Genomic DNA, 23,714 nt, shown 5'->3' on the forward strand with positions numbered 1-23,714 from the left:
GATGAAACTGTTGGCGGGCTGCTATTCGGCGGGCACATGTTTGGTGGCGACGGCGTGGCCGGCCTTCCTGGCGCGGTATTCGCTGTAGGCGGCGATCAGCATGTCCTCGTCGCGATGTTGCGGCACCCAGCCGAGCTGGCGTCCCGCTTTGGAGACGTCGAGCACGCACTCCTCGTCGGCGATCAGATATTGCTCCGGATCCATGATCGGCAGGTTCATCAGGTCGAGCAGGTCCAGCGTGCGCTTCACCGCCCAGCCCGGTGTCGGGATCAGGATCGATTTCGAACCGGCATGCCTGATCAGGTCGCCGAGCAATTTCCTGACCGGCGGCGGGTTGAGCGAACCCAGATTATAGGCCTCGTTCGGTACGCCGGCTTTCCAGGCCGCGCGGGCAGCTTCCGCACAATCGAAAACAGAAATGAACTGGTATGGATTCCGGCCCGAGCCGATCATCGGCACCGGAAGGTTCCAGTCGATCAGCTTGAACAGTTTTTCAAGGATGCCGAGGCGGCCGGGACCGATGATCAGGCGCGGACGAAACAGCGAGATCGACATGCCGCGCTTGCGCCATTCGGCGGCCAGTTCCTCGGTCTTCTGCTTCGACCAGCCATATTCGCCGAGCGGCGCGACCGGATGTTCCTCGGTCATCGGGAAGGTGACTGTATGGCCGTAGATCATGTCGGTCGTGTAATGCACGAGCCGGGGCGCGCCGGCCTTGTCCATCGCCTGCATGATATGCTCGGTGCCATGGAAATTGACCGGAAAGAAGAAATCGTGCCGCTTGGCGCGCACCTGGATCGGCGACAGCATCTTTGCCGACAGATTATAGACCATGTCGTCGGCCTTTAGCCCAACCGCCGCCACCGATGCTGGATCGGTCACGTTGCAATGGACGAAGCCGGCGTTGCGATAATGCGCCAGGTCGCTCTTGACGATGTCGGCGACGACAACCTCCTCGCCATCCGCCACGAGCTTCGGGGCAAGGTGGCGGCCGACAAAGCCGTCGCCGCCGAAAATCACATGTCTCATCGAACGATCTCGCTGGTGCCGATCTTGTCGGGAGTGATGGAAACGGTCTGTTCGTCATGTCCCCGGTCACCCAGGTCTCGGCCGCTTTGGGCGATCAGCACCGTGCCCACGCAGATGCAGGCGATACCCGCGATGCGCCAGCCGTTGAGGTCCTCGCGGAAGACGAAATAGGCGAAGACCGCGACGGCGACATAGGCGAGGCTAAGGAACGGATAGGCAAAGGAAAGCTCGACCTTGGACAGCACGTAGAGATGCGAGGCCATGGAAATGACGAAGGTGCACAGGCCGAGGAACACCCAGGGGCTGAAGACGATCTGCAAAAGCTTGATAAGCGGGTTGGCGCCTTCGAACGAGATCGGCCCAAGCGACATCATGCCTTGCTTCAGCATCAGCTGCGCGGCCGCATTGGTCATGACTGTAAAGAGAATGAAGACGATATATTTCATGTCCGCTCACCCACCCGTGACGCCTTCTATTACAAACCCGAAAAGATTTCGTGAACTCACAAGGAAATTTTGAGTAAATCTTCCCGTTAACCGATCGCTAACCACGATCCATTTCAATTTTATCTATTCGGCGGCCTCGGCACCCCGTTTTCGCAGGTCGATGTCTTTGGCTGTGCGCGCCCAGAAGCCGGACATGAAGGCCGGGTCGCGCTGCGCCTCCAGCCGTGACCACTCCGGAAAGGACGCGGCGAAGGTTGCGGCACTCATGCGCGCATCCTTGTAGGGGTTGACCGCTCCGCCGGCTCCGATGGCGATGCGGTCGAGTTCATCCAGCAATGCCAGGGTCGCGGCTCCCCTGTTGGGGAAATCCAGCGTCAGCGTGTAGCCAGGCCGCGGGAAGGAGAGCAGCGCCGGGGAGCGGACGCCGCCGAAGCGTTTCAGAACAGTGAGGAACGAGCCCTGCCCCGCCCGCCTGGCAGCCGCGAGCAGCGCCGGCACCGCTTCACGCGCGGCTTCTTCCGGCACAACGCTCTGGTGCTGGAACAGCCCGTTCGGACCGTAAAACCTGTTCCAATCGCGCACACCGTCCAGCGGGAAGAAGAAGCCCTGGTAACCGATCTGGCGCGGCGTGGCAGAGCGGCCCTTCTTCCATCGGTAGGCTGCATTGAAGGCGCTCAGGAACGGCCGGCTGAGCACATTGAACGGCGGCTGGAACGGCACCGCGAAATTGCCGCCGGCGCGCGCGGCGGTATGCGAGCCATGCTCGGCGTGGTTGCCCGTGAACAGCAGGCCGCGCCCGCTGCCCCGGCCGCCGGCGAGCTGATCGATCCAGGCGACCGCATATTCATTGGCCTGGTCCGCCGCCTCGGCCAGGTCGAAGAACTCGCCCAGGTCGCGAAACGGCGTCACCTTCTCGATGATGTCGAGGGAATGCACCCGCATCAATCGGATCGAGGCCGACAGGATCAGGCCTGTCAGCCCCATGCCGCCGATCGTCGCCCGGAACAACCGCGGATTGTCCCTCGCGGAGCAGCGGTAGGTCCTTCCATCGGACCGCAACAGCGTGAAACTTTCGACATGGCAGCCGAACGTGCCGCGCCGGTGATGGTTCTTGCCGTGGACGTCATTGGCAATGGCGCCGCCGAGCGTGACGAACTGCGTGCCCGGAACGACTGCCGGGAAGAAACCGTAGGGCGCGGCGTGGGCAATGATGTCGGACAGAAGCACGCCCGTATCCGCTTCGAGAAGGCCGGTCTCGGCGTTGAAGGAGCTGATGCGGTTCAGCGGCCGCATGTCGACGACCGCGCCGGCCTCGTTCTGGCAGGAATCGCCGTAGGATCGGCCATTGCCATAGGCAAGCAGAGAGGCTTGTCTGGCCTGGCCGCCCTTCAGCAGCACGATAGCATCATCGACGCCGATGGCGTGGGGCGCGGGCGGCGTCGCGCGCCCGAAGCTGTCGAAGCGCTCGCCGGCCATGTCTACCAGCCCCCAATCACCAGCAGCACGGCGCCGATCAGCACCACGATCTGGCTGCGCCAGTCGCGGATGATGAACACGACCGGATCGTCATGCATCTCATCGCGACGCGCCAGGATCCAGACCCGCATGGTGAGATAAAGCACGATCGGCGGCAGCGGCCAGATCAGCCAGGGATGCGGGTAGAGCTCACGCACCGCAACACTATCCATGTAGAGCGCCAGCACCAGTGCCGAGGAGAAGGCCGAAGCCATGCCGGCCTGGGCGACGATCTCCTGGTCCTCGGTGCGATATCCGCGCCCGGCAATGCGCTCGCCGGGTGGAATGGCCGTGGTGCGCAATTCGACGAAGCGCTTCACCAGCGCCAGCGACAGGAAGAAGAAGATCGAGAAGGCGAGCAGCCAGAACGAGACCTCGACGCCGGTCGCGGCCGCGCCCGCCAGAACGCGGATCGTGTAGAGGCCGGCCAGCGTCAGCACGTCGACCAGCAGCATGCGCTTGAATGACAGCGAATAAGCCGTGGTGACAGCCATGTAGCCGCCGAGCACGGCGAGGAATTCGGGCGACAGAAACAGCCCTGTGCCGATGCCGATCGCCAGCAGCACCGCGATCGCGCCGATCCCGAACGGGATGGAGAGCGCGCCGCTGGCGAATGGCCTGTTACGCTTGGTGGCATGCTTGCGATCGAGCGCCAGGTCGAAGAAGTCGTTGAGGATATAGATGGCCGACGCCACCGCGCTGAACGAGATGAACGCCAGCACGCACTCCCAGATCATGCCAGCGTTGAAATATTCGTGCGACAGCACCATCGGCACCGCGATCAGCGAATTCTTCAGCCACTGATGCACGCGCAGCATTTTGACGATGGTCCGCAATGTCGGTTTCGGCGCCGACATGGTTTCGGCGCCATGCGCCGCCTGCCAGCGCGCGGCGTGGCGGTCCGGCGCCACCACGATCGCGCTGCGTGCCGCATCGAAAACCTTGAGATCATGGCGGCTGTTGCCGGCATAGTCGAAGCCGCCATCGCCATAGGCCGCGATAAGCGAGGCACGCTTCTTGCCGGAAGTCAGATTGTCGACCCCGTCCGTCGCCAGCACCCTGTCGAAGACACCGAGATGGCGAGCGATGGCGTCGGCGAATTTGCGCGGCGTGCCTGTCGCCAGCACGATCTTGCGGCCTTCGGCATGCTCGGCCCGGATGCGGTCGAGCAATGGAGCTCGGTAAGGCAGCGACGCGGGATCGATGTCGACGCGCTGCGCGATGGCCTGCTTCAGCCGGGCCGGTCCGGCCGCGGCCCAGAAAGGCACGAGGAAAATGTAGAGCGGGTTCTTCTTGAGAAGGATGAACAGTCCTTCCCATAGCAGGTCGGTCGCGATCAGCGTGCCGTCGAGATCGACCGCAAGCGGTATTGCGTTTCCGTCCGACCGCGCGTCCATGTCGTCCTGCCCTGCCTCAAACCCGCCGCGCCGTTTGTCGGCGTCTTCACAAGACGTATAGCGGGGAGATGGCGTAACGAACGTTAAAACGCCCGGTTGTGGGCGGCTGTCACCGCGGCATTTCCCGCGTCATTGTTAAACAACCGCTACCGAAAACAATAAAAGGCCGGACAAATGTCCGGCCTCTCAAGACATGTCGGCAAAAATTACTTGATGCGGGCGACGCCGCCCGAGATCTCGACCGTTTCCGAGCCGGTCAGGGCTTCGAGGTCGCCATTGGGCAAGGTGACGAAGCAGCCATTCGGGCAGAATTCCACGGTTTCGCCGGCCGCCAACGCCAGGTCGGTCTTGCTGCCGCCTTCCGTCACGATCAGCGTGCGGGTCTCGGCGTCCTTGTTGACCGCGCTGGCGGAATGGGCCGAGCCGCTCACGGCGAGCAAGGCGACGGCAGCGACGAGAGACTTCCACATGTGCAATATCGGTGTTCCCACCGCCTCTGTTGCATTTCGCAAGGCATCCTCGCCTTTGCATGGGAGCTTATATGAGATGGAAGCTGAACCGCAACTGAATGCCGCATTCATGCCGCAATTGGTTTCGACGGCCTGAAACCTTCCGATCGCCGATCTAATCCGGATCAGGTTTCTTCGCCTTGCGTCCTGATTTGGAGAGACGTTTGGCCCCGGCCGCGGCCTCCGCCTTTGCTCGTTCCTGCTCGGCGAAATCGGCCTCGATCTTGTCGTCGTCGGTCGGCCAGGCCTTCGCATGCTTGGGCTCGACGACGGCGCGTGGCGTCGAGGGTATCTCGATATGCTGGTCGCTGAATGTTTCCAGCACGGTGAAGCGGATGTCGTTCTGCACGATATTGCCGTTCATCACATCGGCCAGGAACAGGCGGATCTCGAATTCCAGCGCGGCAGGCCCGAAATTGGAAAACAGGACGAAGGGTTCGGGGTTCTTCAGCACCAGCGGATGACCGCGGGCGATCTCGAGCAGAACGGCGTGCACCTGCTTGACGTCGCTGCCATAGGCGACGCCGACCTTGATGTCGATGCGGCCGAGCTTGTTGCGGTGCGTCCAGTTGCCGACGGCGTTGTTGATCAGGTTCGAATTGGGCAGGATCACCGACTGCCGCTGGAAGGTCTCGATCTCGGTGGCGCGCACGCTGATCTTCTTGACGGTGCCGCTGATGTCGCCGGCGACGATCCAGTCGCCGACCTTGAACGGCCGCTCGGCCAGCAGGATCAGGCCCGAGACGAAGTTCGACACCACGTTCTGCAGGCCAAAGCCGATGCCGAGGGAAAGCGCGCCGGCGACCAGCGCCAGGCTGGACAGATCGATGCCCGCCGCCGAGATGCCGATCAGTGCCGCGAGTGCCACGCCGGCATAGCCGACGGCCAGCCGGATCGAGTTGCGCACGCCCGTGTCGACCTTGCCGCGCGCCATCACCGAACCGTCGAGCCAGCCCTGGAACCAGCGCGTCAGGAAATAGCCGATGATGAAGACGACGATGCCCGACAGGATGCCGGTGACCGAAATCGTCACCGAACCGATATTAATCCCGGTCGCCAGTTTGTAGGCCCAGGCCTGGATGTCGCCCAGTTGGAAGCCCCACATCAACAGGATCAGCGGCAGGAAGACCAGCACGATCATCACGTTGATGGCCACGCTGACGACAAGGCCGAGCTGGTCGAGCGCGGTGTCCTCGTAGCTGGAATTGGCCGACAGCCAGCGCCCGACCGACGTATTGGCGAAGGCGCCCTCGTCGCCGATCGCCTGTGCCGACAGGAAGCCGATATAAGCGGTGACGAGCGCCGTGCCGGTGACCACCACCTGCAGCGACACGAACAGCGCAAGGCCGATATAGCCAAGCAAGGCGGCTATGATGGTGAAGAGCCCCAGAGCCAGCGCCAGGTAGCGCAGCCATGCCGGCCAAGGCCGCCAGCTGCCGTCACGGGCCTTGAACGGCCGCAGCATCGCCATCAGGATCAGGATGATGCCGACGACGATGGTGGCCACGAAACTGCGCGCGATCGTCAGCGACAGCGGCGATCCCATCTTGTCGTTGATGACGGACAGGAAGGTGTTGACGCTGATGACCACGGCCATGGCGGTGGTCAGGCGCACCAGCCAACGCGCCGGGCCGGATTCGACCGGGATCAGGCGCCAGTTCGGCAGCCTCGGCTCGAGCGCCGCATTGGCCAGCCGATTGACGCAGAACACCACCCCGATGACCGTCGCCAGCGCGTTGAGGAAAAGGCCAATGTCGCCGCGCAAAACGTTGTAATAGTTGAAAAAGAAAATCGTCGACCCAAGAAAGGCGCCGACCGCCAGCGTCGGCAGCAATGTCGACCAGAAGGCCACCGACAGGCGGCTGAGATAGGACGGGTCCTCATTGGACGGATCGGCTTCGAACACCCGTCCAAACAACCGCCTGCCGCCGACCAGAAGCACCAGGGCCAGCCCGAGCGCCACGAAGGTTGCCGCCAGAATGGCCTGGAACTTGAACCTGAAGGCGAAGCTCAGCCAGGACGAGACCGCCTTGTAGAAATTGCCGAACTCGTCGCGGGCGTCGGAAAAGACCTGTGGGCTCAGCGCATCCGACAGCACATAGCGCTTGGTCAGGAGATTGCGGAAAAGCGCGCTGCGCATGTTGCCGATCTTGTCGATCATCCCGCTGATGCGGATCGACAGCGTCTGCGCCTGCGCGATGACCGCGTTGATCTCGGCCTTTTCGGAGACCAGCGCCTGGCGCTCGGTGCTGACGATGTCGGGTTCCGGCGGCTGGCCTGCGGCGGGTGCCGGGCCAAGCTGCTCGAGCCGGCTGTTGATCTCGCTAAGGCGGGTGCGGAAGGCCAGCGCGCTGTTCAGCGATTGCCGCGACAGTTCCTCGAGTTGCAGGCGGATATCGACGAGAGTGGCGTCGTCGTCGCCGTCCTGCTGGATCTTCTTGTCGAAATTATCGGTCTTGGTCGTCAGGTCCTGAAGGATTTTCTGCTGGTCGGCGACCAGTCCGGCAGGCGCCTGGCCAAGCCCTTGCGCCGACGCATCGAACGAAAGCGGCGCCGAAACGACAAGCGCGAACATCAAGACGAGACGAAGCAATTTGAAAAACATGATTTGTTGGCGACTCAAGGCGGCAATGGCAATTGAATTTGCCTGTCCTTGATAAAGACGGCCATATCATGGGGCAAGCCGTCGCATCCGACCGCCAGGGCTCCGAACTCGGGGCAACAAAGACCTGACGACCGCCAGTCCCGTTGTGCCGGCAGCTTTATGATAGGAATTTTTTCTTGACTGGGTGAAGGCAGCTATGGTAGATATTCAGTCATGGTGCTGAGTTGCGCCAACGACCCGCCGCACAGGCGGGTTTTTTCGTTCAATGCTCCATCAACAGCGCGCCGGCGAAGGACCCCGTCACCCGGACTCGTCGCCTGATCCGACCGCACCTGCGCTGATCTGGCGGTGGCCGGAGCGTCGGCCAGTCGAAAGGCGATGGCGCAATATTGGCTTTGCGCGTGCGGCCTGCTCTATAGTCTGCCGCATCGCCCGAAACGGACATCATATCCATGGCAGAGTACTCGGCCCTTTCGCTGCTCGCGAACGCGCTCAAGGGAAACAAGGACTGGAAGCCGGCCTGGCGCAAGCCGGACCCGAAGGCATCCTACGACGTCATCATCATCGGTGGCGGCGGGCACGGGTTGTCGACCGCCTATTATCTCGCCAAGGAACACGGCATCACCAATGTCGCGGTGCTGGAAAAAGGCTGGCTCGGCTCCGGCAATGTCGGCCGCAACACCACCGCCGTGCGCTCCAACTATCTGCTGCCCGCCAACACCCGCTTCTACGAGCATTCGATGAAGCTGTGGGAGAACCTGTCGCACGATCTCAACTACAACGTCATGTTCTCGCAGCGCGGCTGCCTGAACCTGGCGCACACGCCGGCCCAGTTCGACGACTATGCACGGCGCGGCAACGCCATGCGCCATCTCGGCGTCGACGCCGAACTGATGACGCCGGCGCAAATCAAGCGCCTGATCCCCGCGCTCGATATTTCCAGTGATGCACGCTTCCCCGTGGTCGGCGGCCTGATGCAGCGGCGCGCCGGCACCGCCCGCCACGACGCCGTGGCCTGGGGCTATGCGCGCGGCGCCGACCGGCGCGGCGTCGACATCATCGAGAATTGCGAGGTCACCGGCTTCCTGCGCGACGGCGACCGCATCACCGGCGTCACCACATCACGCGGTGACATCCGCGCCAAGAAGGTGGCGGTCGCGGTGGCCGGCAGCACCGGCCGGGTGATGCAGCTTGCCGGCATCGAGACGATGCCGATCGAAAGCCATGTGCTGCAGGCCTTCGTCACCGAATCGCTGAAGCCCTTCATCGATACGGTCGTCACGTTCGGCATGGGCCATTTCTACATGTCGCAGTCGGACAAGGGCGGCCTCGTCTATGGCGGCGACATCGACGGCTACAACAGCTACGCCCAGCGCGGCAACCTGCCCATCGTCGACGAGGTGATGAGCGAGATGCTGGCGCTGTTCCCGGGGCTTGCCCGCGTGCGCATGCTGCGCTCCTGGGGTGGCGTCTGCGACATGTCGATGGACGGCTCGCCCATCATCACCACCGGGCCCCAGCCCGGCATGTATCTCAACTGCGGCTGGTGCTATGGCGGCTTCAAGGCGACGCCCGCCTCCGGCTGGTGCTTTGCCTGGACCATCGCCAAGGACGAGCCGCATGACCTCAACGCCCCCTTCACGCTCGACCGCTTCCATCGCGGCCTGGTGATCGACGACAAAGGCCAGGGCGCCAATCCCAGACTGCACTGAACAATATCTCTCCAAGCAAGGCTTCACCGAGCAAGGCTGCACCAGGAATATCCGATGTTGATCACTTGTCCCTATTGCGGCCCGCGCGACGTCATCGAGTTCACCTACCAGGGTGACGGCAACCGCGAGCGTCCCGACCCCGCCTCGCAGAACTTCGAAGCCTGGAACGCCTATGTCTATGACCGGCTGAACCCGGCCGGAGACCACAACGAGATCTGGCAGCATTCCGGCGCCTGCCGCGCGCATCTCAGGGTCGTGCGCAACACGCTGACGCATGAGATTTCCAGCGTCGCCTTCGCACGCGTCGATCACGGCCCGGTCGCGCGTCGCAAGGCGGAGGGCAGATCGTGAGCCCGCGCCGCACCGAAACCGGCGGCCGCATCGACCGGCTGAAGACCATCCGCTTCACCTTTGATGGCGCGTCCTACACCGGCCATGCCGGCGATACGCTGGCTTCGGCACTGCTGGCCAACGGCGTCACGCTTTACGGGCGCTCGTTCAAATACCACCGCCCGCGCGGCCTCCTGACAGCAGGCGTGGAAGAGCCGAACGCGCTGGTGACGGTGCTGAAGGGCGAGGTCCGCGAGCCCAACATCGCGGCGACCATGGTCGAGATTCATGACGGGCTGGTCGCCGTCAGCCAGAACCGTTTTCCGTCGCTGGCCTGGGACGTCAGCGCCGTCAACCAGCTCGGCGGCAAGCTCCTGTCGGCCGGCTTCTACTACAAGACCTTCATGGGTCCGGTGATCGGGCCGCTGAAGGGCACGCGCTTCTGGATGTTCTGCGAGCATTTCATCCGCCGCGCGGCCGGCCTCGGCCGTGCCGGTTCCGCCGCCGACCCGGCGCGCTATGAGCGCATGAACGCCTTTTGCGACGTGCTGGTGGTCGGCTCCGGCCCTGCCGGGCTGACGGCCGCCAAGGCCGCTGCTGATCAGGGCGCGCGCGTCATGCTTGCCGAACTCGATCCGCGTTTCGGCGGCTCTGCCAACTGGTCGAACGAGACGATCGATGACCTGCCGGCGGCCGACTGGGCCAGGCGAACCGTGGCCCAGCTCGAGGGTTACGACAATGTCCGGCTTCTGCCGCGCACCACGGTCTGGGGCTACTACGACAGCAATACGCTTGCCGCCCTTGAACGGGTCACCGATCACAAGGAGACACACGGCAAGGGCGAACCGCGCCATCGCTACTGGGCGATCCGCGCACGGTCGGTTGTGCTGGCCACCGGCGCTTTCGAACGGCCGCTTGTATTCCCGGGCAATGACCGCCCGGGCGTGATGCTGGCGCATGCCGCGGAGCGCTACGCCAACGAATTCGGCGTGCTGGCGGGGCAGACGGTCGCGCTGTTCACCAACAATGACAGCGCCTATCGCTGCGCCCTGGCGCTGAAGAAGGCCGGCGCAAGGATTGCCGCGATTGTCGATGTCCGTCCCGAGCTTTCGGGCGAAATGCGCAAGCTGGCCGAGGAGACCGAAGCCGAGATCTTTCCCGGCCATGCCGTGATCGCCACTGAGGGCGGCAAGGCGCTCTCCGGCGTCAAGCTGCAGCGCTTCGACATGACCAACGGCACGCTCACCGGCGACGCCCGCAGCATCCATGCCGACTGCCTCTTGATGTCGGGCGGCTGGTCGCCAACCATCCATCTGGCCAGCCAGGCCGGCGGCAAGGCGCAGTGGAATGCCGCCCGACAAGCCTTCCTGCCGCCGAAGCCGACGCAGAACTGGATTGGCGCCGGCGCCTTCACCGGCAGCTTTTCCACCGCCGAAGCGGTAACCGAGGGCCGCGCCGCAGGCCTTGCCGCGGCAGGCGCGCAAGCCACGCCGGCCGCACTGCCCTCGGTCGAAGCCGTAGCTTGCGATCCCGATCCGGCGCCGGTGTTCGAGATCAGGGCCAGCGGCAAGAGCTTCGTCGACTTCCAGCACGACGTGACGTCGGAGGACGTGCGGCTGGCGCACCGCGAAGGCTTCGTCTCGGTCGAGCATCTGAAACGCTACACCACGCTCGGCATGGCGACTGACCAGGGCAAGAATTCCAACGTCCCCGGCCTTGCCATCATGGCCGAGGCGCTGGGCAAGCCGATCCCGGAAGTCGGCACGACGCGCTTCCGGCCGCCTTTTGCGCCGGTTTCGATCGGATCGCTGGCGGCGGAGCGCTTCGGCGACCTCAAGCCCGAACGGCTGACGCCGATGCATGACTGGCATGTCGCCAATGGCGCAACCATGTATTCCGCCGGCCTGTGGTACCGGCCGATGATCTACGGCCTTGCCGGCGAAACGGTCGAGCAGGCCTATGTGCGCGAGGCCAGGGCGACGCGCGAAAGCGCCGGCATCGTCGATGTCTCGACGCTGGGCAAGATCGCGGTGCAAGGTCCGGACGCGGCCGAATTCCTCGACCGTGTCTACACCAACATGTTTTCCACGCTGGCCGTTGGCAAGGCGCGCTACGGGCTGATGCTGCGCGAGGACGGGCTGGCCTTCGACGACGGTACCACATGGCGGCTCGGCGAACAGGATTTCCTGATGACCACCACCACGGCCAATGCCGGCAAGGTTATGCAGCATCTGGAATATTTCCTCGATGTGGTCTGGCCGGAGCTCAAGGTTCATGTCACCTCCGTGACCGACCAGTGGGCGGGTGCCGCGATCGGCGGGCCGAAAGCCAGGCAGATCCTGGCCGGCTGCGTCGTCGGCACCGCTGTCGACAATGCGGCGCTGCCGTTCATGGGCATCGTGCATGGCCAGATCGCTGGTGTGCCGGTGATGATCTGCCGGCTGTCCTTTTCCGGCGAAATGGCGTTCGAGGTCTATTGCGGCGCCGACCATGGCACGCATGTCTGGGAAGCGCTTATCGAGGCCGGCAAGCCGTTCGGACTGGTAACCTACGGACTGGAAGCACTGGGCACGATGCGCATCGAGAAAGGCCATGTGACGGGCGCTGAGATCGACGGCCGCACCACGGCGCGCGATCTGCATCTCGACTGGATGCTGTCGAAGAAGAAGCCGTTTATCGGCTCGGCGATGATGGACCGCGAGGGCCTCATCTCCCCCGACCGGCTGGAACTTGTCGGGCTGGTCTCGCTCGACAACAGGCCGCTCAACGGCGGCGCGCATATCGTCGAGGAGCTTGACGAGTCCAATCCGCACGGCTCGATCGGCCACATCACGGCCTGCTGCTATTCGCCGGCGCTCGGCAAGCACATCGCGCTGGCGCTGGTCAAAGGCGGCAAGGCCAGGCACGGCTCGCGCGCCCATGTCTCCGATCCGCTGCGCAACCGGTTCGGACCGGTCGAGATCGTTTCCAACCACTTCTACGATCCGGACGGGAGCCGCATGTATGGTTGAGCGTCTTTCACCGCTGGAGCCGGAATTCCATGTCGGCTCGCACGGCAATTTCGAACATGGTGTCGAAGTCATCCTGACCGAGACGAGACCGGGCTCGATCGTGCAGCTCGCCGCATGGCCGGGCGAAGAGAAGAAACTGATATCAGTCATCCGCGCCGTCACCGGGCTTACGTTGCCCGACGGTGCCGGCGGTGGCGCCACCAATGGCGCCAAATCGGCATTCGGTTTCGCACCGGGAAAGTTCACCGTAGCCGACGAAGCCGAGGGGCTGGCCGCGGCTTTCGCGGGCGTGGTGACCCCCGCCATTGGCACGGTGACCGATCTTTCGCATGGCCGCACCGCGATCCGCATCGCCGGTCCGAAGGCCGAATGGGTGCTGGCAAAGTTCTTCGCCATCGATTTCGCGCTGCCGGCCTTCCCGCTCGGCGCCGGCCGCTCGACCACCCATCACGACATCTTCGCCCAGGTCCAGCGCACCGGCGGCGACCAGTTCGACATCTACGTCTTCCGTTCTTTCGCGCGCTCCTTCTGGAAGGCGCTGTGTCACGCCAGCGAGGAAGTCGGCTACGAGGTACAGTAGGCTCGGGGTCGACGAATTCTGGCATCAAGGCCGGCCGGCTCTGACGCTACAGCAATGCGCCGGCGGCCGCCATACTGGCATGATATGGCCGTCAAGCCGGTCCGAAGGGTAACAAAACCCGTCTCCAGAATCCGCGCATCCGTTTGGTTCGAATATCTCCATGACCGCAGAAATATCCGCCGGCGCCACCGATCGCGCCGATGTGCCAGCCAGAGCCCTGCTCCTGCTGCCGCTGACGGTCGCCTGCGGCGTGTTCATGACCAGTCTCGACCAGAATGTCGTGGTGACGGCGCTGCCCGGCATCAGCGAAAGCCTTGGCCGTCCACCGAGCCAGCTTGGCCTGCTGATCACGGTCTATGTCGCCAGCCTGATCATCTCGATGCCGCTCGGCGGTTGGGCTGCCGACCGCTTCGGCCTGCGCAACGTCTACTGCTTTGCGCTGCTGGTATTCGCCGCCTCGTCGGCGCTGTGCGGCCTGTCCGACAACATCTGGATGCTGGTCGGCGCCCGCGCGCTGCAGGGCTTCGGCGGCGCGCTGATGGGCACGCTCGGCCAGGTCGTCATCCTGTCGACCTTCCCTCGAAGCCGGACGCTGAAGATCAACATGTATATCTCGCTGGCGGGCCAATCCGGCCCGCTGGTCGGTCCGCTCGTCGGCGGCGCGCTGACCACTTACATTTCCTGGCGCTGGATCTTCTTCATCAACGTGCCCTTCGCGCTGGCGGCGGCTGTTCTTGCCGCCTCGCTGTTTCCGACGGTGACCAAACCCGTGCGCACGCCGTTCGATTTCCCGGGCTTCCTGCTGGTCGGCAGCGGCATGGTCCTGCTTGTCTTCGGCATGGATTCGCTGGCGGCGAAAGATGCGGCCGCCGGCGTGATCGCGGCCGAGCTTGTCCTGGCGCTGGTCATCCTGACGGTCGCCTCGTTCTATTGCCTGCGCGTGCGCAATCCCCTGCTCGACCTCAAGCTCCTGCGCATCCGCACCTTCCGTATCTCCTTCCTCACCGGCGGCGGTCTGGACACGATCGGCCTCAGCTCCGTCGTCTTCCTGCTGCCGCTGATGTTCCAGCTCGGCTTCGGCATGAGCGCGGTACAGGCGGGATCACTGACCTTCGTCGCCGCGGTCGGGTCGGTGGTCATGCGTGTCTTCATGCCTCGCCTGCTCAACCGCTTCGGTTTCCGCCGCGTGCTGGTTTTCAACACGCCCGTCGTCGCGGCCATGGTTGCGGGCTTTGCCCTGATGCAGGCGACCACACCGGTGTGGATCGTGCTTGCCTACATCTTCATCTTCGGCGTCTTCCGTTCCGCGCAATGGGCGTCGACCGGCAACCTTGCCTATTCCGACATCGCGCCCGATCAGCTCGCCCGCTTCAGCGCGCTCTATTACATTTTGTGGCAACTGGCGGTGGCGATCAGCGTCGGCCTGGCCGCCGCGGCACTATCGTTTCTGGCCGGCGGCGGCCTGGCCGTCGCCAATGACTTCCGGATACTGTTCGTGATCGAGGGTGTCATCACGCTGTGCGCGCTATCAGCCTATCTCAAGCTGACGCCGCAGGATGGCGCCCATGTCAGCGGCCATGGCGCCCAGATGAACACGGAATAGCGGATGTCGCAGCGCAGCAGCGGCCTACTCGCTGAACGTCACCCATTCCTCCAGCGGCACGCGGTCGGTTCGGAAGGCGTTTTCGGGCTTCGACGTATCTTCATAACCGAGCGCCATGCCGCAGACGACGATCTCCTCGTCGGGAATGCCGAGCACCGGCCTGATCTGCCGGTGATAGGGCGCGAACGCCGCCTGCGGACAGGTGTGCAAGCCCCTGCCCCGCGCGGCAACCATGATGTTCTGCAGGAACATGCCGTAGTCGATCCAGGAGCCCTGGTTGAGGCGGCGGTCGATGGTGAAGATCATGCCGACCGGCGCGTCGAAGAAGACGAAGTTGCGGTCGTGCTGGGCACGCATCTTGTCGACCTCGCGGCGACCGATGCCGAGCGCGCCGTAGAGCCCGAAACCGTTGGCGCGGCGGCGGGTCAGGTAGGGTTCGAAGAACTGCGTGGGATAATAGCGATATTCGTCCCAATCGGCCTTTTCAGCACGGATGCCGGAATTCAGGATGGCATCCGATATCCGCTGCTTGGTGTCACCCTTGGTGACATAGACCCGCCATGGCTGCATATTGGTGCCGGAAGGGGCGCGCGCCGCGACCGCCAGTATGTCGCGGATCGTGTTGTCGTCGACCATGTCGGGCAGAAAAGCGCGCACCGACCGGCGCGATACGATCGCGTCGTCGACGATCTCGGCATCAACCGTGATTCGAGCCTTCTTTCCAAGCATGGGCCGTCCTTACCCTGTGTCCCGATCGGACGTCCCCACTCGCCGCTCGCGGCCGAGCCTTTGCATGAACCGCCAAAATCGCGCAAGCAAATCTTGTGCACCCGTGAAAATCCGCTTGATTTTTTCACCGCTCCGGCATCTCATGAAATTTGATGGGATTTTTTCACGAGAGCGCGATTTGCCTCCAACTACAGCGAAAGCATTGCAGGGAAATTACGAGCGATTGCTGGCCAGCGACATCAGGGCCCTGCGCAAGGCGCGAGGGTTGACGCTCGCCGAGATCGCCCTGAAACTCGGCCGGTCGGTCGGCTGGGTCAGCCAGGTCGAACGCGGCCTGTCGACACCGTCGCTCAGTGATCTCCGGGCTTTCGGCGAACTGTTCGGCGTGCCGGTCAGCCTGTTCTTCGGCCACGACGTGCCTGTCGAAAGCGAGCGCGGCGCGGTCGTGCGGGCCGGCAGCCGCCGCACCCTTGGCACAAGCAAATCCGGCCTCATGGAGGAGCTTCTGTCGCCCGATCTCGGCGGTAGCTTCGAGATGCTGCGTTCCGTCTTCGCGCCGGGCGCCGAGCTCAAGAGCGAGGCGCGCCGGCCAACCGAAGAGGCTGGATATGTCGTGTCGGGGACGTTCGACATCGAAATATCGGGGACATGGCATCGGCTCGGCGAAGGCGATTCCTTTCGCTTGGAGGGCAAGCCATTCCGCTGGCGCAATCCGGGAATGGAGCCGGCGGTCGTCATCTGGGTGGTTTCGCCGCCAGTTTATTGAATGAAATTGGACCAAGGGTTGGAGAAGAACATGGCCGGTTTGCCGAGCACGGCACGCGTGGTGATCATCGGAGGCGGTGTCGCCGGCGCCTCCTCGCTCTACCATCTCGCCAAGGCGGGCTGGACCGACTGCGTTCTCCTGGAAAAGAATGAACTCACCTCCGGCTCGACCTGGCATGCCGCCGGTAACGTGCCGACCTTCTCCTCGTCCTGGTCGCTGATGAACATGCAGCGCTATTCGACCGAGCTCTATCGCGGGCTGGCCGAGGCCGTCGACTATCCCATGAACTACCATGTCACCGGCTCCCTGCGGCTTGCCCACACGCAAGAGCGCATGCAGGAGTTCCAGCGCGCCAAGGGCATGGGCCGCTACCAGGGCATGGACATCGATATCGTCGGCACGGACGAGATCAAGCGCCGCTATCCCTTCATCGAGACGCATGAGCTGGAAGGCGCCCTCTACGACCCGAGCGACGGCGACATAGACCCGGCGCAGCTGACCCAGGCGCTGGCCAAGGGCGCGCGCGACATGGGTGCCCGGATCATACGCTTCTGCCCGGTGACAGGCGTGCGCCGCGAAAGGGACGAATGGGTGGTCGTGACGCCGCAAGGCGAGATCCGCTGCGAGATCGTCGTCAACGCCGCCGGCTACCGTGCCGCCGAAGTTGGAAAAATGTTCGGCCGCGAGGTGCCGATGATGGTGATGAGCCATCAGTACATATTGTTCGAGGAGATCCCCGAACTCGCCGCATGGTCGAAGGAACAGGGCAGGAAGCTGCCGCTGCTGCGTGACGTCGACACTTCCTACTATCTGCGCCAGGAAAAGAACGGCATGAATCTCGGCCCCTATGAGCGCAATTGCCGCGCGCATTGGGCGGGTCACAACGATCCGATGCCGGAGGATTTTTCCTTCCAGCTTTTCCCCGACGATCTCGACCGGCTGGAACATTATCTGGCCGACGCCGTCGCCCGCGTGCCGATCCTGGGCACCGCCGGCCTGTCCAAGGTCATCAACGGCCCGATCCCCTATGCGCCGGACGGCAATCCGCTGATCGGGCCGATGCCGGGCGTCCCCAATGCGTTCGAGGCCTGCGTCTTCACCTTCGGCATCGCGCAAGGCGGCGGTGCAGGCAAGGTGTTGGCCGAATGGGTCACGCAAGGCCAGACCGAATGGGACATGTGGTCTTGCGACCCGCGCCGCTTCACGTCCTTCGCTTCGGCTCCGGATTACTGCGTTGCCAAAGGCATGGAGATCTACGGCAACGAATACGCCATCCAGTTTCCGCGCCATGCCTGGCCGGCGGGACGCGACAGGAAATTGTCGCCGATCCATGATCGCATGAAGGCGTTCGGCGCGCGCTTCGACGCCTATAATGGCTGGGAGCGCGCCACCTGGTATGCGCAGGATGGCGACGACGTCTCGGAGGAAGCAACGCTCACCTTCCGTCGCGACGGGCCGTGGCAGCACCGCGTGCGCGAGGAATGCCTGGCCGTCCGCGACGCCGCCGGCATCCTCGACCTGCCGGGTTTTTCGCGCTTCAACCTCGAAGGTCCGGGCGCCGCCGAATGGCTTAGCCGGCAAGTGACCGGCCTCGTGCCGAAGCCCGGCCGCATCGGTCTCGTCTATTTCTCCGACGACAAGGGCCGCATCGTCACCGAAATGTCGGTGGTGCGCCACGGCGAGGAGTCCATGACGCTGATCACCGCGGCGGTGGCGCAATGGCATGATTTCGAATGGCTGAAATCGCACATGCCCGTGGATGCGACTTTCAAGCTGATCGACCGGACCGAGGAATTCTCCACCCAAATCCTGGCCGGACCCAAGTCGCGGGAAATCCTCGCCGCCGTCTGTGAGGCCGACCTGACCTTGCCGTGGCTCACGCATCAGGAAACCAAGATCGCCGGGCGCTGGGCGAAGCTGGTCCGCGTCTCCTTCGCCGGCGAACTCGGCTGGGAAATCCACACCAGGGTCGACGACACCGCCGCCGTTTTCGACACCATCTGCGCGGCGGGACAGCCGCACGGCCTGAAACCATTCGGCATGTACGCGCTGGATTCGTTGCGGCTTGAAAAGGGCTATCGCACCTGGAAGGGCGACCTCTCGACCGACTACTCGATCCTGCAAGGCGGGCTCGAGCGGTTCGTCAAATGGGACAAGCCCGAGTTCCGCGGCAAGGCGGCGCTCCAGAACGAGAAGCAGCAGGGCGTCAAGAAGCGCTTCGTCACGCTGGTGGTCGAAAACCTCGGCGATTGCGACGCCCCCTACATGTCGACGCTGTGGCATGACGGCCAGATCGTCGGCGAGACGACGTCGGGCGGCTGGGGCCATCGCGTCGGCAAGTCGATCGCGCTCGGCATGCTGCGTGCCGATCTGGCGGAGCCCGGCACCGCCGTGGAGATCGAGATCTTCGGCGACCGTTTCAAGGCGGTCGTGCAGAACGATGAGCCCTTGTGGGATCCGAAGAACGAAAGGTTGAGAGCCTGATGCCAAAACCATCATCGCGCATTTCAGGCATCGTGCCGTCGGGCAAGGATGGCTGGGAAGTCCACTTCGCCGCATGGGCCCGCAAGGAAGCCGGCGAGGACATCATCATGCTGTCGGTCGGCGATCACGATTTCGACACACCTTCCGAAACGATCGAGGCTTGCGTGACCGCGGTTCGCGGCAGCAATCACCACTATACCCCGTTGCCCGGCCTGCCGCGCCTGCGCAAGGCGATGGCGGCGGCCTCGGTCGCCTGCACGGGCGTCGGGACGACGCCGGACCAGGTCATCGCCACGCCGGGCGGCCAGGCGGCGCTCTACGCCGCCGTGCAGGCCGTGCTCGACCCGGGCGACCACGCCATCGTGGTCGCGCCATACTACGCGACCTACCCCAACACCTTCAGCGCCGCGGGCGCGACCTTCACGGTTGTCGAGACGCCGGCCGAGGACGGTTTCCAGCCCCGCGCCGACATGATCCGGGCGGCACTTCGGCCGAATACGCGCGCCATCCTGATCAACACGCCGAACAACCCGACCGGAGCCGTCTATTCGCGCGAACGGTTGGAACAGCTGGCCGAGGTCTGCCGCGAGCACGATTTGTGGCTGCTGTCCGACGAAGTCTACTGGACGCTCGGCGGCGGCGAGCACATCTCGCCGCGTTCCCTGCCCGGCATGGCCGAGCGCACGCTGGTCATCAATTCCATGTCCAAGAGCCACGGCATGACCGGCTGGCGCATGGGCTGGCTGACCGGCCCGAGCGAGATGATCTCGCTGCTGACCAACCTCAATCTGGTGACGACCTACGGCCTCCCGGCCTTCATCTCGATAGCTTGCACCGAGGCGCTGGAGAAGGGTTATGGCGTGAAGGAAATCGCCGAACGCTATGCGGCGCGACGCGCCGTCCTGCTCGACGCCGTGCGCGGCATGAACGATGTCGGCGTGCGCGGCTCCGAAGGCGGCATGTATGTCATGCTCGACATATCGGCCGTCGAATCCGACGACGAGAAATTCGCCTTCGCCTTCCTCGACAAGGAGAAGGTCGGCGTCATGCCCGGCTCCAGTTTCGGCGAGGCCGCGGCCGGCCATATCCGCGTCAGCCTGTGCCAGCCGGAACCCGTCTTGCGGGAAGCAGCGCTCCGGCTGCGCCGCTTTGTCTCCAGCTACCGCCGCGAGGCCGCATGAATATCCCTTCCCCCAGAACCATTCCCGCCAAGGCAAGAGCCGTCATCATCGGCGGCGGCGTTTCCGGCTGCTCGGTCGCCTATCACCTGGCCAAGCTCGGCTGGACCGACATCGTCCTTCTGGAGCGCAAGCAGCTGACCTCGGGCACCACATGGCATGCCGCCGGCCTGATCGGCCAGTTGCGCGGCTCGCAGAACATGACGCGGCTGGCGAAATATTCGGCCGACCTCTACGTCAAGCTGGAAGCCGAGACTGAGGTCGGCACCGGCATGCGCCAAGTCGGCTCGATCACCGTCGCGCTGACCGAGGAGCGCAAGCACGAGATCTACCGTCAGGCGTCACTCGCCCGCGCCTTCGATGTCGATGTGCGCGAGATTTCGCCCAGGGAAGTCAAGGAGATGTATCCGCATCTCAACGTGTCCGACGTCGTCGGCGCCGTGCATCTGCCGCTCGATGGCCAGTGCGACCCCGCCAACATCGCCATGGCGCTGGCGAAGGGCGCGCGCCAACGCGGCGCCACCATCGTGGAGAATGTGAAGGTCACCAAGGTCCACACCAGGGACGGCCGCGTCACCGGCGTGTCCTGGGCGCAGGGCGAGGAGCAAGGCACGATCGAGGCCGACATCGTCGTCAACTGCGCCGGCATGTGGGCGCGCGAACTGGGCGCCCAGAACGGCGTCACCATCCCGCTGCACGCCTGCGAGCATTTTTACCTGGTCACCGAGCCGATCCCGGGGCTGAGCCGCCTGCCGGTGCTGCGCGTGCCCGACGAGTGCGCCTATTACAAGGAAGACGCCGGCAAGATGATGCTCGGCGCCTTCGAGCCGGTCGCCAAGCCCTGGGGCATGGACGGCATCCGCGAGGACTTTTGCTTCGACCAATTGCCCGAGGACATGGACCATTTCGAGCCCATCCTCGAAATGGGCGTCAACCGCATGCCGATGCTGGCGACCGCCGGCATCCACACCTTCTTCAACGGCCCCGAGAGTTTCACGCCCGACGACCGCTACTATCTCGGCGAGGCGCCGGAACTGCGTGGCTACTGGATGGCGACCGGCTACAATTCGATCGGGATCGTCTCGTCAGGCGGCGCCGGCATGGCGCTGGCACAGTGGATCAACGACGGCGAGGCACCGTTCGACCTGTGGGAAGTCGACATCCGCCGCGCCCAGCCTTTCCAGAAGAACCGCCGTTACCTCAAGGAGCGCGTCTCCGAAACGCTCGGCCTGCTCTATGCCGACCATTTCCCCTATCGCCAGATGGCGACGTCGCGCGGCGTGCGCCGTTCACCCCTGCACGAGCATCTGAAGGCGCGCGGCGCCGTGTTCGGCGAGGTCGCCGGCTGGGAGCGCGCCAACTGGTTCGCCCGTGAGGAACAGGAGCGCGAATACCGCTACTCCTGGAAGCGGCAGAACTGGTTCGACAACCAGCGCGAGGAGCACCTGGCCGTCCGCAACAAAGTCGGCCTGTTCGACATGACCTCGTTCGGCAAGATCCGCGTCGAAGGCCGCGACGCCTGCGCCTTCCTGCAAAAACTCTGCGCCAATGACCTGGACGTGGCGCCGGGCAAGATCGTCTACACCCAGATGCTCAACCGGCGCGGCGGTATCGAGAGCGATCTCACGGTGTCGCGCCTGTCGGACACCGCCTATTTCCTCGTCGTGCCCGGCGCCACGCTGCGGCGCGACCTCGCCTGGCTGCGCAAGCACCTGACAGATGAGTTCGTCGTCATCACCGATGTAACCGCTGCCGAAAGCGTACTCTGCCTGATGGGCCCGGATGCGCGAAAGCTGATCCAGAAGGTCAGCCCGAACGATTTCTCCAACGAGAACAATCCGTTCGGCACGTTCCAGGAGATCGAGATCGGCATGGGGCTCGCCCGGGCGCACCGCGTCACCTATGTCGGCGAACTCGGCTGGGAGCTCTATGTCTCGACCGACCAGGCGGCCCATATCTTTGAGGCCATCGACACGGCCGGCGCCGATGTCGGCCTGAAGCTGTGCGGGCTGCATACGCTCGATTCCTGCCGCATCGAAAAGGCTTTCCGCCATTTCGGTCACGACATCACCGACGAGGACGATGTGCTGGAAGCCGGCCTCGGCTTCGCGGTGAAGACGGCCAAGGGCGATTTCATCGGCCGCGACGCGGTGTTGAAGAAGAAGGAAGCCGGATTGAGCCGCCGGCTGGTCCAGTTCCGGCTGAAGGACCCGCAGCCGCTTCTCTTCCACAATGAGGCGATCCTGCGCGACGGCAAGATCGTCGGTCCGATCACCTCAGGCAATTACGGCCACCATCTCGGCGGCGCGATCGGGCTGGGCTATGTGCCCTGCCAGGGCGAGACCGAGGCGGATGTGCTGGCCTCGTCCTATGAGATCGAGATCGCCGGCGAGCGGTTTGCGGCAGAGGCATCGCTGAAGCCGATGTATGATCCGAAATCGGAACGGGTGAAGATGTAGCGCGGTTTTCCCTTCTCCCACAAGGGGAGAAGGGCAGTTCGCCCCCTCAAAACCGCTCCAGCTTAGCCCGCACTTTCGCCAGAAACGCTGCTCTCGTCTTCGGCGTCGAGGCGTCCATCAGATAGTGCGCCAGGAAGAAGGTCCGGCAGCGCGTGGCGCACAGCGCGCGCATGCCGCGCAGCAAGGTCTTGCGCCCGGGCTGGCCGACGACGACGCTCCACCATGTCGGCGCGCCGCAGGTGGTGATGACGCCGACCTTACTCACATGCCGCATCAGCGACTTGATCCGCCCCTTGCCGGCCGGCAGCTTGAAGGCGACGTCCGTCGCCCACACCCGGTCGAGCCAACCCTTCAGCATCGCCGGCAGCCCGTACCACCAGGTCGGATAGACGAAGAGGATCGCCTCGGCCCAGTTGAGCAGCTCGAAATGCGGCTTCAGCGCAAGGTCCTGCGGCGCCTGGTTGTTGTAGAAACGCCGTTCCTCGCAGCTCATCACCGGATCGAACTTCTCGGCGTAGAGGTCGAGCAGCCGCACCTCCCAGCCCTTTCGCGTCAGCACCTCCACGGCGGTGTCGCGGATAGCGGCGCAAAAACTCTCCGGCACCGGATGGCAATAAACCACCAGCGCGCGCATCAGAATCTGTCCATGCTGGCCGTGACCTTGGCCAAGAACGCCTTGCGCGTCTCGTCGGTCGAAATGTTCATCGAATAATGCGCCAGATAGGAAACCGAAGCGCCCGGCTTGACCGTGGTGCGCAGCATGCGCTTGATCAGTTTGCGCGGCGGGTCACCCATCAGCATGGCGCGGAACCGGCTGCCGCCATAGGTGGTGACCGCCGCGATCTTCCTGATGTTGTGCAGCGACGGCTGCGCCTTGCCGTCGACCAGCTTGAACGACACGCCGGGCAGGAAGACGCGGTCGAAGAACCCTTTCAGAATTGCCGGAAAGCCGTAATTCCAGACCGGATAGGAAAGCACCAGCGCATCGGCGCACAACAGACGTTCGACATACGGCGCCGCAGGGTCGGCGGAGCCGCGCGGATTGTGATAGTCCAGCCGTTCCTGGCGAGAGAGCCGCGGGTCGAAGTCCTCGGCATAGAGGTCGCAGTCGTCAATCGCATGACCGGCAGCCGTCAGTCGCTCGACGATCGTCCGGTGCAGGCCGGCATTGAAGCTGGTTTCGACCGGATGGGCGTGGAGGACGAGGATGTTCATGGCGAGGCATTGCCTGGGTCAGCGCGAGGCACCCCCTCTGCCCTGCCGGGCATCTCCCCCGCAAGGGGGAGATCGGACTATCTCCTTGCTTTCGCCAATTGTCAGCGCAGCAGGTTGGCGGCAGCGCTTAAGCTGCCGATCTCCCC

At 64.1% G+C, this 23,714-nt stretch carries 18 protein-coding genes; 9 read left to right on the forward strand and 9 right to left on the reverse strand.

Going from position 1 to position 23,714, the window contains the following annotated elements; genetic code table 11:
- Nucleotides 1-21: 21 nt before the first annotated feature.
- The 6 genes from ACIU1A_RS13590 to ACIU1A_RS13615 form a co-directional block, all read right to left on the reverse strand.
- Nucleotides 22-1,029 carry an NAD-dependent epimerase/dehydratase family protein gene (locus tag ACIU1A_RS13590; RefSeq protein ID WP_404927505.1) on the reverse strand — a complete coding sequence of 336 codons (1,008 nt, stop codon included), beginning with the start codon at nucleotides 1,027-1,029 and terminating at the stop codon, nucleotides 22-24.
- Complete coding sequence (locus ACIU1A_RS13595; protein ID WP_140760762.1) at nucleotides 1,026-1,475, reverse strand: EamA family transporter; 450 nt, start codon at nucleotides 1,473-1,475, stop codon at nucleotides 1,026-1,028. The genes ACIU1A_RS13590 and ACIU1A_RS13595 overlap by 4 nt, the downstream gene beginning before the upstream one ends.
- A gap of 123 nt (nucleotides 1,476-1,598) precedes the next feature.
- The gene (locus tag ACIU1A_RS13600) at nucleotides 1,599-2,951 is read right to left on the reverse strand and encodes an FAD-dependent oxidoreductase (protein WP_404927506.1); all 1,353 of its coding nucleotides are present in this window, start codon (nucleotides 2,949-2,951) and stop codon (nucleotides 1,599-1,601) included.
- Nucleotides 2,952-2,953: 2 nt separating this feature from the next.
- On the reverse strand, nucleotides 2,954-4,387 hold the full coding sequence (locus ACIU1A_RS13605; protein ID WP_140728959.1) for a UbiA family prenyltransferase: 1,434 nt from the start codon (nucleotides 4,385-4,387) through the stop codon (nucleotides 2,954-2,956).
- A gap of 206 nt (nucleotides 4,388-4,593) precedes the next feature.
- Complete coding sequence (locus ACIU1A_RS13610; protein ID WP_140521120.1) at nucleotides 4,594-4,857, reverse strand: hypothetical protein; 264 nt, start codon at nucleotides 4,855-4,857, stop codon at nucleotides 4,594-4,596.
- A 154-nt stretch (nucleotides 4,858-5,011) separates the two neighbouring features.
- Nucleotides 5,012-7,501 (reverse strand): mechanosensitive ion channel domain-containing protein, encoded by a 2,490-nt coding sequence (locus ACIU1A_RS13615; RefSeq protein WP_404927507.1) that lies wholly within the window; start codon nucleotides 7,499-7,501, stop codon nucleotides 5,012-5,014.
- 452 nt (nucleotides 7,502-7,953) lie between these two features.
- On the opposite strand from ACIU1A_RS13615, the gene ACIU1A_RS13620 reads away from it, so the two are divergent.
- The 5 genes from ACIU1A_RS13620 to ACIU1A_RS13640 all read left to right on the forward strand — a co-directional run bounded on the left by ACIU1A_RS13620 (nucleotide 7,954) and on the right by ACIU1A_RS13640 (nucleotide 14,737).
- A complete protein-coding gene (locus tag ACIU1A_RS13620; protein WP_404927508.1) occupies nucleotides 7,954-9,213 on the forward strand; it encodes a sarcosine oxidase subunit beta in 1,260 nt (419 codons plus the stop codon).
- A gap of 54 nt (nucleotides 9,214-9,267) precedes the next feature.
- The gene (locus ACIU1A_RS13625) at nucleotides 9,268-9,564 is read left to right on the forward strand and encodes a sarcosine oxidase subunit delta (RefSeq protein ID WP_140495626.1); all 297 of its coding nucleotides are present in this window, start codon (nucleotides 9,268-9,270) and stop codon (nucleotides 9,562-9,564) included.
- A complete protein-coding gene (locus tag ACIU1A_RS13630; RefSeq protein WP_404927509.1) occupies nucleotides 9,561-12,554 on the forward strand; it encodes a sarcosine oxidase subunit alpha in 2,994 nt (997 codons plus the stop codon). The genes ACIU1A_RS13625 and ACIU1A_RS13630 overlap by 4 nt, the downstream gene beginning before the upstream one ends.
- Nucleotides 12,547-13,134 carry a sarcosine oxidase subunit gamma family protein gene (soxG, locus tag ACIU1A_RS13635; protein WP_404927510.1) on the forward strand — a complete coding sequence of 196 codons (588 nt, stop codon included), beginning with the start codon at nucleotides 12,547-12,549 and terminating at the stop codon, nucleotides 13,132-13,134. Before ACIU1A_RS13630 ends, soxG begins: the two co-directional genes overlap by 8 nt.
- A gap of 160 nt (nucleotides 13,135-13,294) precedes the next feature.
- Nucleotides 13,295-14,737 (forward strand): MFS transporter, encoded by a 1,443-nt coding sequence (locus ACIU1A_RS13640; RefSeq protein ID WP_404927511.1) that lies wholly within the window; start codon nucleotides 13,295-13,297, stop codon nucleotides 14,735-14,737.
- Between the two features lie 24 nt (nucleotides 14,738-14,761).
- Here the strand turns inward: ACIU1A_RS13640 and ACIU1A_RS13645 are convergent, their stop codons facing one another.
- Nucleotides 14,762-15,466, reverse strand: a complete 705-nt coding sequence (locus ACIU1A_RS13645; RefSeq protein ID WP_140516370.1) for a nitroreductase — start codon at nucleotides 15,464-15,466, stop codon at nucleotides 14,762-14,764.
- 223 nt (nucleotides 15,467-15,689) lie between these two features.
- Here ACIU1A_RS13645 and ACIU1A_RS13650 point away from each other — a divergent pair, with 223 nt between their 5' ends.
- The 4 genes from ACIU1A_RS13650 to ACIU1A_RS13665 are packed head-to-tail and all read left to right on the forward strand — an operon-like array spanning nucleotide 15,690 to nucleotide 22,353.
- A complete protein-coding gene (locus ACIU1A_RS13650; protein ID WP_404927512.1) occupies nucleotides 15,690-16,232 on the forward strand; it encodes a helix-turn-helix domain-containing protein in 543 nt (180 codons plus the stop codon).
- 30 nt (nucleotides 16,233-16,262) lie between these two features.
- Entirely contained in the window at nucleotides 16,263-18,716 is a 2,454-nt protein-coding gene (locus ACIU1A_RS13655) for an FAD-dependent oxidoreductase (RefSeq protein WP_404927513.1), read from the forward strand.
- Nucleotides 18,716-19,897, forward strand: a complete 1,182-nt coding sequence (locus ACIU1A_RS13660) for a pyridoxal phosphate-dependent aminotransferase (RefSeq protein WP_140495619.1) — start codon at nucleotides 18,716-18,718, stop codon at nucleotides 19,895-19,897. Before ACIU1A_RS13655 ends, ACIU1A_RS13660 begins: the two co-directional genes overlap by 1 nt.
- Nucleotides 19,894-22,353, forward strand: a complete 2,460-nt coding sequence (locus ACIU1A_RS13665) for an FAD-dependent oxidoreductase (RefSeq protein WP_404927514.1) — start codon at nucleotides 19,894-19,896, stop codon at nucleotides 22,351-22,353. The genes ACIU1A_RS13660 and ACIU1A_RS13665 overlap by 4 nt, the downstream gene beginning before the upstream one ends.
- Nucleotides 22,354-22,399: 46 nt before the next feature.
- Here the strand turns inward: ACIU1A_RS13665 and ACIU1A_RS13670 are convergent, their stop codons facing one another.
- On the reverse strand, nucleotides 22,400-22,987 hold the full coding sequence (locus ACIU1A_RS13670; RefSeq protein WP_404927515.1) for an NAD(P)H-dependent oxidoreductase: 588 nt from the start codon (nucleotides 22,985-22,987) through the stop codon (nucleotides 22,400-22,402).
- Nucleotides 22,987-23,568: an NAD(P)H-dependent oxidoreductase gene (locus ACIU1A_RS13675; protein WP_404927516.1), complete on the reverse strand. Its 582-nt coding sequence runs from the start codon at nucleotides 23,566-23,568 to the stop codon at nucleotides 22,987-22,989. Before ACIU1A_RS13675 ends, ACIU1A_RS13670 begins: the two co-directional genes overlap by 1 nt.
- Nucleotides 23,569-23,714 lie beyond the last annotated feature (146 nt).

Source organism: Mesorhizobium maamorense, assembly GCF_044998965.1.
GTDB lineage: Bacteria > Pseudomonadota > Alphaproteobacteria > Rhizobiales > Rhizobiaceae > Mesorhizobium.

What these genes read in the sequence shown, in the direction of transcription:
- ACIU1A_RS13665 (WP_404927514.1), top strand. Translation starts at nt 19,894, where the DNA reads ATGAATATCCCTTCCCCCAGAACCATTCCCGCCAAGGCAAGAGCCGTC.
- ACIU1A_RS13605 (WP_140728959.1), bottom strand. Translation starts at nt 4,387, where the DNA reads ATGGACGCGCGGTCGGACGGAAACGCAATACCGCTTGCGGTCGATCTC.
- soxG (WP_404927510.1), top strand. Translation starts at nt 12,547, where the DNA reads ATGGTTGAGCGTCTTTCACCGCTGGAGCCGGAATTCCATGTCGGCTCG.
- ACIU1A_RS13615 (WP_404927507.1), bottom strand. Translation starts at nt 7,501, where the DNA reads ATGTTTTTCAAATTGCTTCGTCTCGTCTTGATGTTCGCGCTTGTCGTT.
- ACIU1A_RS13640 (WP_404927511.1), top strand. Translation starts at nt 13,295, where the DNA reads ATGACCGCAGAAATATCCGCCGGCGCCACCGATCGCGCCGATGTGCCA.
- ACIU1A_RS13600 (WP_404927506.1), bottom strand. Translation starts at nt 2,951, where the DNA reads ATGGCCGGCGAGCGCTTCGACAGCTTCGGGCGCGCGACGCCGCCCGCG.
- ACIU1A_RS13595 (WP_140760762.1), bottom strand. Translation starts at nt 1,475, where the DNA reads ATGAAATATATCGTCTTCATTCTCTTTACAGTCATGACCAATGCGGCC.
- ACIU1A_RS13645 (WP_140516370.1), bottom strand. Translation starts at nt 15,466, where the DNA reads ATGCTTGGAAAGAAGGCTCGAATCACGGTTGATGCCGAGATCGTCGAC.
- ACIU1A_RS13660 (WP_140495619.1), top strand. Translation starts at nt 18,716, where the DNA reads ATGCCAAAACCATCATCGCGCATTTCAGGCATCGTGCCGTCGGGCAAG.
- ACIU1A_RS13625 (WP_140495626.1), top strand. Translation starts at nt 9,268, where the DNA reads ATGTTGATCACTTGTCCCTATTGCGGCCCGCGCGACGTCATCGAGTTC.
- ACIU1A_RS13620 (WP_404927508.1), top strand. Translation starts at nt 7,954, where the DNA reads ATGGCAGAGTACTCGGCCCTTTCGCTGCTCGCGAACGCGCTCAAGGGA.
- ACIU1A_RS13670 (WP_404927515.1), bottom strand. Translation starts at nt 22,987, where the DNA reads ATGCGCGCGCTGGTGGTTTATTGCCATCCGGTGCCGGAGAGTTTTTGC.
- ACIU1A_RS13675 (WP_404927516.1), bottom strand. Translation starts at nt 23,568, where the DNA reads ATGAACATCCTCGTCCTCCACGCCCATCCGGTCGAAACCAGCTTCAAT.
- ACIU1A_RS13610 (WP_140521120.1), bottom strand. Translation starts at nt 4,857, where the DNA reads ATGTGGAAGTCTCTCGTCGCTGCCGTCGCCTTGCTCGCCGTGAGCGGC.
- ACIU1A_RS13590 (WP_404927505.1), bottom strand. Translation starts at nt 1,029, where the DNA reads ATGAGACATGTGATTTTCGGCGGCGACGGCTTTGTCGGCCGCCACCTT.
- ACIU1A_RS13655 (WP_404927513.1), top strand. Translation starts at nt 16,263, where the DNA reads ATGGCCGGTTTGCCGAGCACGGCACGCGTGGTGATCATCGGAGGCGGT.